The organism is Deltaproteobacteria bacterium, from assembly GCA_011375175.1.
GTDB lineage: Bacteria > Desulfobacterota > GWC2-55-46 > GWC2-55-46 > DRME01 > DRME01.
The window spans coordinates 1-8,927 of record DRME01000115.1 but is presented as its reverse complement, the minus strand read 5'-3'; the positions used below and the strand labels follow the sequence as shown (position 1 = coordinate 8,927).

General features: G+C 65.4%; 8 protein-coding genes. 2 read left to right on the top strand and 6 right to left on the bottom strand.

What is annotated here, in order from left to right; translation table 11 throughout:
* Positions 1-19 precede the first annotated feature (19 nt).
* Positions 20-658 (top strand): hypothetical protein, encoded by a 639-nt coding sequence (locus ENJ37_09405; protein HHL40709.1) that lies wholly within the window; start codon positions 20-22, stop codon positions 656-658.
* A 178-nt stretch (positions 659-836) separates the two neighbouring features.
* The gene (locus ENJ37_09400; GenBank protein HHL40708.1) at positions 837-1,142 is read left to right on the top strand and encodes a hypothetical protein; all 306 of its coding nucleotides are present in this window, start codon (positions 837-839) and stop codon (positions 1,140-1,142) included.
* Positions 1,143-1,326: 184 nt separating this feature from the next.
* On the opposite strand, the gene ENJ37_09395 is transcribed toward ENJ37_09400, so the two are convergent.
* The 6 genes from ENJ37_09395 to ENJ37_09370 form a co-directional block, all read right to left on the bottom strand.
* Positions 1,327-1,965, bottom strand: a complete 639-nt coding sequence (locus tag ENJ37_09395) for a hypothetical protein (GenBank protein ID HHL40707.1) — start codon at positions 1,963-1,965, stop codon at positions 1,327-1,329.
* Entirely contained in the window at positions 1,962-2,933 is a 972-nt protein-coding gene (locus ENJ37_09390; GenBank protein HHL40706.1) for a hypothetical protein, read from the bottom strand. The genes ENJ37_09395 and ENJ37_09390 overlap by 4 nt, the downstream gene beginning before the upstream one ends.
* A gap of 69 nt (positions 2,934-3,002) precedes the next feature.
* Positions 3,003-3,560, bottom strand: a complete 558-nt coding sequence (locus ENJ37_09385) for a LemA family protein (protein ID HHL40705.1) — start codon at positions 3,558-3,560, stop codon at positions 3,003-3,005.
* A 444-nt stretch (positions 3,561-4,004) separates the two neighbouring features.
* Positions 4,005-4,487 carry a transcription elongation factor GreA gene (locus ENJ37_09380; protein HHL40704.1) on the bottom strand — a complete coding sequence of 161 codons (483 nt, stop codon included), beginning with the start codon at positions 4,485-4,487 and terminating at the stop codon, positions 4,005-4,007.
* Between the two features lie 435 nt (positions 4,488-4,922).
* Entirely contained in the window at positions 4,923-6,224 is a 1,302-nt protein-coding gene (locus ENJ37_09375) for a class I SAM-dependent RNA methyltransferase (GenBank protein HHL40703.1), read from the bottom strand.
* Positions 6,225-6,284: 60 nt separating this feature from the next.
* Entirely contained in the window at positions 6,285-8,714 is a 2,430-nt protein-coding gene (locus ENJ37_09370) for a 5-methyltetrahydrofolate--homocysteine methyltransferase (protein HHL40702.1), read from the bottom strand.
* Positions 8,715-8,927 lie beyond the last annotated feature (213 nt).

Here is an 8,927-nt window from a genome sequence, read left to right as displayed (position 1 = left end):
TTTTGCTTGCAAGATCGGGATGACCCGCAGGGAATTCAAAGTCTTTGAAGGGGGTCGGCCCGCGTCGGCCGCCTCGGAGGGCTGTACCGGGGGTTCGGGCCGCAAAGGCGTAAAAATCCCGCCTGGCGCGGCCCGAACCCCCGGTACAGCCGGAGATCGGAAGAACATACGATGGGGCCGGGGGGAACGCGGGCCTGCGGCCCTTCTACAGAAAGTTTTCCCCGGCCGCCGCTGCGCGGGCAGTCCCGGTGCAAGGGGGCATGGCTGGGCCCGTCCTTATGGACCGAGCGTCCGCTCCGTAGAGGTTTTCATCATGATCTACTCCGTCGCATCCCTGCTGTCGTCGCTCCAGGCGGCCCGGAAGTCGCTCGATATATCGGCCGGCAACACCGCCAATGCGAACACCGACGGCTACAAGGCGAAGGCGGCCTCGCAGCGTGAAGGGGCGGGCGGAGCGGTGACCGTGACGATCACCAACGACGTCTCGCCGGGACCGGTATACGAGAAGCCAGGCCTCGGTCCGGTGGAGGCGTCGAACGTCGACTACGCCCGCGAGGCGGTCGGTCAGATTACCGCCCGCCGCCAGGTGGACGCCGTGTCGGCGGCCATAAAGACTTACGACGAGACTCTCAGGAACACCATAGATATTCTGGCATGATGGGGGACGACGGGCGGCTGACTGCGTTCCGGCGGGCATTGATACGGAAGTCTTCGCCCGGTCCCCCCTGCGCCCCGTTCCGGCGGTCTGCCGTGACGGGCCCCGCGGCGGGGCGCGGGCTTTGTCGAGGACGGGATGAGAGGGTCCTGCGTTCAAACTCCAGGAAAGGAGGCGGCTTATGCCACGTCAGAATTGCTGGGAGTTCAAGAAGTGCGGCAGGGAGCCGGGAGGCGCGAAGGTTGCGGAGCTCGGCGTCTGTCCGGCCGCGACGGAGAAGAGGGCGCAGGGGCTCAACAGCGGCGCCAACGGAGGCCGCATATGCTGGGCCGTGACCGGCACCTTCTGCGGCGGCGAGGTGCAGGGCAGCTTCGCCCAGAAAGAAGCGTCGTGCATGGCCTGTGACTTCTTCAAGAGGGTGAAGGCCGAGGAGGGGCTGGCGAACTTCCAGCTCATGATGCCGGGCCAGACGTATTCGCGTCACTGAGGCGCCCTGTCGCCGGGACATCTCTTACGGCTGTAACTACGGAATCTCAGGTTTTCGTCCAAGGACCCTTTCACGCGGGGCGGGGCGGGCTTCAGGGCCCGCCCCGCGTTCATTTTTGATTGAAGAGTGTGAGTATGGACCGGGATTTCGCTGCCGCGCCCCCCGTCCGGCATTGCCGCGGCCCTCACCAGAAGTATCGCACAAGCGACTGGAGGACGATCCACGCCCCGTCCCTGAGGACTTCGCGGGGAGCGGGCGGGTCGTGGTCGGCCGCGCCGCCGTCGACTCCCATGGGCTTGATTGCGCGCTGGAGGCGGCGCAGGGTGTGGAGATCGGCCTCCTTTACGAGGGGCGCGCCTTTTTCCGGGGGTCCGCCGGGCCGGTCCGCGAGTATCATGTTCTTTCTCCGTGCGCCCTTTCCGAGGGCGGCTGTCTTTTCGGCCCGGAAGCGTGCGTAGCGGGTCATCTCGCCGCGGTTGAGCCAGAGCCCGCAGCAGACGGGGCAGCGCTTTATGCTGGCGTCGTCGGGGAGGTTGGGGTCGTTGAAGACCTTGAGGTCGCGGTAGAGGCAGCGGGGACACTTGCCGTCGCCCGCCCTGTGGGCGCGGGCCGTCCTGAGCGCCTTCAGGTCCACGGCCTCGAGCTCGGCCGCCGCCTTTTCCGTGAGCAAAAGAAGCTCCCACTTGTCGAACCATACGCCTCCGCAGCCGCCGCACTGGTCGAGCAGCAGCACGCGGCCGTAGATCGCCTCCTGGAAGACCTCCTTCAGCGCCCCGCCGCACTGGGGACACCTCATGGACCGCTCTCCACCGCCCGAACTCATGGAGCCCCGCCGGTTGACTTGCCGGTCCTGGACCAGATGTAGGCCATCTTCTCGAGTCTCTCTATGCGCTTTTTTATGGGGGGATGTGTGGCGAGCAGCTCGGCGTAGCGGCCCTCTTTGTCGTCGAGGCGGCGCCTCATGGGGTCGTGTATGAACAGGTGGGCCGTGCCGCGGTGCACTCCCTTGACGGGGATCGTCGAGTGGGCTATCTTCGCAAGGGCCCTCGCAAGGGCCGCCGGATTGCGGGTGAACTCGGCCGCGCTCACATCGGCCTGGTACTCGCGGCTCCTGGAGACGGCCATGGCGATTATCCTCGAGATGAGCGGCGAGAGGAGCACGAGCACGACCATGGGGATGAGGACGAGCGGGTGGGCTCCCTTCCTGCGCCTCGACGCCACGCCGCCGTAACGCCATGTCCTCACGGCCCAGTCGGAGAGCACGGCCACCGTGCCCACACAGACGGCGACGACCGTCATGGTCCTGATGTCGTAGTTGCGTATGTGGCCGAACTCGTGGGCAACGACGGCCTGGAGCTCGTCGCGGTCCATGATGTCGAGAAGGCCCCCGGTGACGCCGATGACGGCGTTTTCCGGGTCCCTGCCGGCGGCGAAGGCGTTGGGCGCGGGGTCGTCGATGACGTAGAGCTTCGGCATGGGCGTGCCCGAGGCGAGCGCCATCTCGACGGCCACGTTGTGGAGGCGTCTGTGGGAGGGGTTCTTGATGTCGGGACGGCGGGCGCCGAGGCTCTTCACGACGAGTCTGTCGCCGAGGTAGAAGGAGACGACGAGGTTTACGGCGGAGATGAGAAAGGCGGCGGCGGTGGCGGCCGGGAAGCGCAGCCCATCGAGTCCGCCGGCGTTGTAGATGTCTATCGAGAGGCCCAGCGAGACGATGAGGACGACGAAGGCGGCCATGAGGACGATGGTCGTGCGTCTGTTTCGTCTCTGCTGGGAGTAGATGTCGGTCATGGCGCGGTCTTGCCCGGCGTCTTGCGCCGCGGGGAGGGGGTGGCGGGCGCAGACCCGGCGCGGCCGGCGTTACTTGAGGCTCAGGTCCACCTCGGGGACCGCCTTGGCGGCCTGCTCGGCCTGGAAGTAGTCGGCCTTGCTGAAGCCCAGTATCGAGGCGATTATCATGTTGGGGAAGACCTCCTGCTTGGTGTTGAACTTTGCGACCAGGTCGTTGTAGAACTGGCGGGCGAAGCTCACGCGGTTTTCCGTGGAGGTGAGCTCTTCCTGAAGGGCCATGACGTTCTGGTTGCTCTTGAGGTCCGGGTAGTTCTCGACGAGGGCGAAGAGCTTGCCGAGGGCGTCGGTGAGCATGTTCTCGGCAAGCCCCTTGTCTCTTACCGATGACGCCGAGAGGGCCTTGCTGCGGGCCTCCATGACACGCTCGAGCGTCTCCCTCTCGAACTCCATAGCGCCCTTGACGGTGTTGACCAGGTTGGGGATGAGGTCGTGGCGGCGCTTGAGCTGCACGTCTATCTGCCGCCAGGCGTTCTCCACCTGGTTTTTCAGCGTCACAAGGCCGTTGTAGGCCCCTATGGCCCAGAGGATCACGATGATTACTGCGGCGAGAAATATTATGCTGCCCACACCTTCCCCCTTTCTCACAGGGAAGCTCGGATCGATTGTCCCGATGGAACCTTCCCGGCCAAAGGGTCCCCCGGACGATTAATCCGAGTCTCCTCGATACATGCGACATTCCATGGAAGATACTTCGGCGTCCCCGTGGTGAAGCTTTAGGGAAACTCTGATTTATTGCACTGAGGGAACCTTTTTGTAAAAAGGTTCCCTCAGGCTCCCTCCAAAAACTTTTGACGCGAGTTGGTTTCCCCCTGTTTTGCTTGGCAAAACAGGGGGAAACCAACTCGTATCGAAAGTCTTTGAAGGGGGTCTGGGGGAAACGTGGGCCTATGGCCCTTCTACAGAAAGTTTCCCCCAGGGTAATTAATCAGAGCTTCCTCGGGAACCGCGGCTGCTTCTCTTCGGGAGAGCAACGGCAAGGGCGCGGACCGGAGGTCTCTCCCGGAGAGCCGGCTACTCCTCGAAGAGGATGTCGTGGAGGGTCGTGAGCTTGGTCAGTTCGTACTCTTTCAGGCCCGATGGGAGCTTTATCGTGATCTCGTCGCCCTCCCGTTTGTTGAGCAGCGCCCGGCCTATCGGGGAGCTCACCGATATCTTGCCGTTTCTCGGGTCCACCTCTTCGGGGGTCACGAGCTCGTATGTGACGGCGTCGCCCGTGTTCAGGTCTTCCAGTTCGACGCGCGAGCCGAAGCCCACGACGTCGCGGGGGATGTTGTCGAGCTTCAGCGAAGCGAGGGAGTTGAGTCTCGACGTGATGTGCGAGAGGCGGGCCTGGAGGAAGGACTGGCGCTGTTTCGCCGCCTCGTACTCGGCGTTTTCGCGCAAGTCTCCATGTGCCGCCGCCTTGCGCAGCTCCTTGGGGACCTCGACGCGCAACTCGCGCGTCACCTTCTCGAGTTCTTCTTCCAGTTGTTTTATGATGGGGAGTTTTTTCATCGGGTACCCGTTTGGTTAAGGAAGCTCTGCTTAATTACCCTGGGGGAAACTTTCTGTAGAAGGGCCATAGGTCCACGTTTCCCCCCCTGCCCCATCGTATGTTATTCGGATCTTCGGCTGTACCGGGGGTTCGGCCCGCGCCAGGCGGGATTTTTTTACGCCTTTGCGGCCCGAACCCCCGGTACAGCCCCCCCGAGGCAGCCGGCGCGGCCAGTAGGCCCCCTTCAAAGACTTTTAATTCCCTGCGGATCACCCCGATTTTGCTTGCAAAATCGGGGTGATCCGCAGGGCGTTTAAAGTTTTTGGAGGGAGTCTGAGGGAACCTTTTTACAAAAAGGTTCCCTCAGGGTAATAAATCAGAATTTCCTTAAGTTTGTCCCCCGGTCCCCGTCCCCGGGCCTCGAGGGAGCGGCCGGGGGCCTGCAAGCCTCCTGGTCATCTTCTCTGAAAGAGCGCGACGGCCTCGATGTGGTAGGTCTGGGGGAACATGTCTACCATTCGGACCCTTTCGAGGCGGTAGCCCCTGTCGGCCAGGATCGCCGCGTCCCTGGCAAGAGTCGGCGGGCTGCACGATATGTATACGATACGCTCCGGGGCGAGTTCGGCCACGGCCTCGGCAACCACGCCGCATCCCGTCCTGGGCGGGTCCAATAGTACCACACGGGGCTTCCTGTTTTCAAGAAGTTTGGTCCCCTCTTCCCCGCGCAGCCACCGCAGGGCGTCGGCCCTGAAAAAGCGCACCGCCGAGAGCCCCGCTCTGCGCGCGTTCTTTACGGCCGCCCTGACGGCGGCGCCGTCGCGCTCTATGCCCGCCGCCTCGGAAGCTCCGGCGGATAGGGGGAGCGTGAAGTTTCCGCAGCCGCAGTAGAGATCGACGAGCACTTCCGAGCCCGTGAGCGCGGCGTAGGCGGCGGCGAGTCCGACGAGCCGCTCGTTCTGCTCGTCCCCCGCCTGGGCGAATGATCCGGCGGGGCGGCGCAGCGCAAGACCGCCGACCCTGCTCTCAAGGGTCAACTCGCCCCGCCTCTCCAGCCTTCGTCCCCTTTGCGCCCCTCTTCCCCGTCTCCGGCGGGGAGCCGACCACACCTCGAAGCCCCGCAGTCCTGGCACACACTCCACGGCGTCGCTCACGGCCTGCCCGTTGCGGCCCTCCATGCGCACAAGCGCCGCCGAGACGGCCGGGTCGGCGGCGAGGGCGATCTCCAGGGTGTGGAGCCCCGAGTCAGGGGCAAGGGGAGCGAGTACGGTCCTGAAGGTGCCCAGGAGCGAGTTCAGCGCCGGGTGCAGCAGCGGGCACGATTCCATGTCCACTACGTCATGGCTTCCCGGGGCGAAGAACCCCCACTTCCCGGCCTCTATGTGGAATCGGGCCTTCCTTCTGTAGTGAAAGGGGTGCCCGGCGCCGACGGGCGGCTCGGGCCGCGGACAGTCGATCCGGCCTATGCGCCGCAGCGTCTCCTCCAGGATCGCCGACTTCCAGCGGAGCTGGGCCTGGTAGGCCATGTGCTGGAGGTGGCAGCCGCCGCAGCGGGAGAAGAGCGGGCAGCGCGGGGCGGTCCGAAGGGGCGATGGGTCGGTGATCTCGATGAGCCGCGCGCGCCTGTAGCCCTTCTTCTCGGCCGTCACCTCCACGACCGCCCTGTCGCCGGGCGCCGTGTACGGCACGAATACGACGGCCCCGCCGGGCCTTGCTATGCCGTCGCCGCCGTAGGCGAGCGACTCTATGCGTACCTCCATGGCCACCGCAAAACCCGTCGAAGGTCGCCCGGCGTCCGTGGGCCCCGCCGTTTCAGGGCCCTATCCGGCCGCCTCGGCCTCGGCCACGAGCCGCTTCATCTTCTCCACGGCCGAGAGGGCGTCGCCGCCGTACTCGTCGGCGCCGATGCGCTCTGCGAACTCGGCCGTCACGACCGCTCCGCCCACGATGGTCTTGGCCTTGACACCCGCCTCGCGCAGCCTCCTGAGCACGTTGTCCATCTCCATGACCGTCGTGGTCATGAGCGCCGAGAGCCCGACGATGTGGACGTCGCGGCGGCGCGCCTCCTCCACGATCCTGTCGGCCGGAACGTTCTTGCCCAGGTCGTAGACCTCGAAGCCGTGGTTCTCGAGGAGGGTGGTGACGATGTTCTTGCCTATGTCGTGGATGTCGCCCTCGACGGTGGCCATTACGACGCGGCCGATGGAGGGCCCCTTGCGCCCGGCGATCTCCTTTTTGAGGCGCTCGAAGGCGCGCTTCATCGTGTCGGCCGAGAGTATGACCTGGGGCAGGAAGTAGCGGTTCGAGGCGAAGAGCCTTCCCACCTCCTCGAGGCCCGGTATGAGCGCTTCGTTGCTTATCCGCAAGGGGTCCCACCCCTCGGCGAGCGCCTCTTCCACGAGGCCCGTTATCGCCTCCTCGTCTCCCTCGACGACGGCCCGCGATATGCGCTCCTTCAGACCCCGGGGCGGCAGGTCCTTCGCCGCCGCCTTTGCGCCGCCCCCGGCCGCCGGCGCGGCCGCGCCGGAAAAGCGCCTTATGTAGCGCTCTGCGCGCTCGTCGTGGCCGAGCAGCAGGAGCGAGGCGGCGAAGGCGTCCATCATGGCCTGGTTGTTGGGGTTCATGATGGCCGCGTCCAGGCCCGCCGCCAGCGCCATGGTGAGGAACGCGGCGTTGACGACGGGCCGGGAGGGCAGGCCGAAGGAGATGTTGCTCACGCCGAGCACCGTGTTGAGGCCCAGTTCCTCTTTGATGAGCCTTATGGCCTCGACGGTGGTGACGGCGCTCTTCGGGTCGGCGCTCACCGTAAGGGCGAGCGGGTCGATCACGAGGTCCTCTCTGGCCAGCCCCGCCGCTTCGGCGCGTTCGAGTATCTTCTCGGCCACGCGCAGCCGCCCCGCGGCGCTCTCCGGTATGCCGTCGTCGTCGAGCGTGAGCCCCAGGAGCGCCCCGCCGTAGCGGCGGGCGAGCGGTATGACGGCGTCGAGTTTCTTCGCCTCGCCGCTCACCGAGTTTATGAGCGGCTTTCCGTCCACCGCCCGAAGCCCCGCCTCCATGGCCGCCATGTCGGAGGTGTCGATGACGACGGGCAGGGCGCAGTTGTCGTTCACGGCGAAGACGGCGCGCCTCATGGCGGCGGCCTCGTCGATGTCGGGCACCCCCACGTTCACGTCCAGTATGTCGGCTCCCGACCCCTCCTGCTCGCGCGCCGTCTTTCTGAGAAGGGCCGTGCCCCCGGCCTTTATCTCTTCGGAGAAGGCCTTCTTGCCCGTGGGGTTTATGCGCTCGCCTATGACCACGGGCCTCCCGCCCCCGCCGAGCGTCACCGCCCCGGTGCGGCTTGCAAGGACGGTGAAGGGGCGGCGGGCGGGCCTGTAGGTCTCGAGGGCCCTGAAGGCCGAGCCCATGGCCCTTATGTGCTCCGGCGTGGTGCCGCAGCAGCCGCCCAGCACCCGCACGCCCGCGGCGGCGAACCTGGGCGCGTACTCGGCCATCTCTTCGGGAGTGGCCGGAAAGACCGTCTCCCCGCCCTTGAGCACCGGTATGCCGGCGTTGGGCTGGGCTATGAGCGGGGTGTCGGTGACGTCGGCCATGGCCCTCACGGCCCTGAGTATGCCGTCGGCTCCGAGTGAACAGTTGGCGCCTATGAGGGCGGCTCCGAGCGATGAGGCCACGGCGGCGAAGGCCTCGGGCGGCGTGCCGAGAACGGATCGCATCGACTCGTCGAAGGTCATTGTGGCCGCCACCGGAAGTCCCGTGGAGCGGGCGGCCATGACGGCGGCCTTCAACTCCTTGATGTCCATCATCGTCTCGATGATGAAGAGGTCAACGCCGCCGTCCTTGAGGGCACGGGCCTGCTCGGTGAAGATATCCACCGCCTCGTCGAACTCCATGTCGCCCACCGGCTCGACGAAGCGGCCCGTGGGTCCCATGCAGCCGGCGACGAAGCGCCGCGCTCCCGCGGCGCGCCTTGCGTTGCGGGCCGCCGCCCCGTTGATCTCGGCGAGCCTCGATTCGAGGCCGTATTCGCGTAGCTTCACCCTCGTCGCTCCGAAGGTGTTGGTCGTTACGACGTCGCTTCCCGCCTCGATGTAGGCGCGGTGGACCTCTGCAACCATCTCGGCCCGCGAGATGTTGAGCTCGTCGGGACAACCGCCGGGCTCGAGACCGAGACGCTGGAGCATGGTACCAGTGGCGCCGTCGAAGACGAGGGGACGCTCCCCGAGAGCGTCGAGAAACCGCCTGGACATAATGGAAAAGACACTCCTTTGCTTTCGATTTCCGCCATTTTATACCTTCAGCCCGCCGCAGGCAAGTTATATTGCCCTGAGGGAACCTTTTTGTAAAAAGGTTCCCTCAGACTCCCTCCAAAAACTTTTAACGCGAGTTGGTTTCCCCCTGTTTTGCCTGGCAAAACAGGGGGAAACCAACTCGTATTGAAAGTCTTTGAAGGGGGTCTGGGG

Bases quoted from the DNA above. Each gene is read 5' to 3' on its own strand.
- ENJ37_09405 (HHL40709.1), top strand. From the start codon at position 20: ATGACCCGCAGGGAATTCAAAGTCTTTGAAGGGGGTCGGCCCGCGTCG.
- ENJ37_09370 (HHL40702.1), bottom strand. From the start codon at position 8,714: ATGTCCAGGCGGTTTCTCGACGCTCTCGGGGAGCGTCCCCTCGTCTTC.
- ENJ37_09390 (HHL40706.1), bottom strand. From the start codon at position 2,933: ATGACCGACATCTACTCCCAGCAGAGACGAAACAGACGCACGACCATC.
- ENJ37_09380 (HHL40704.1), bottom strand. From the start codon at position 4,487: ATGAAAAAACTCCCCATCATAAAACAACTGGAAGAAGAACTCGAGAAG.
- ENJ37_09395 (HHL40707.1), bottom strand. From the start codon at position 1,965: ATGAGTTCGGGCGGTGGAGAGCGGTCCATGAGGTGTCCCCAGTGCGGC.
- ENJ37_09375 (HHL40703.1), bottom strand. From the start codon at position 6,224: ATGGAGGTACGCATAGAGTCGCTCGCCTACGGCGGCGACGGCATAGCA.
- ENJ37_09400 (HHL40708.1), top strand. From the start codon at position 837: ATGCCACGTCAGAATTGCTGGGAGTTCAAGAAGTGCGGCAGGGAGCCG.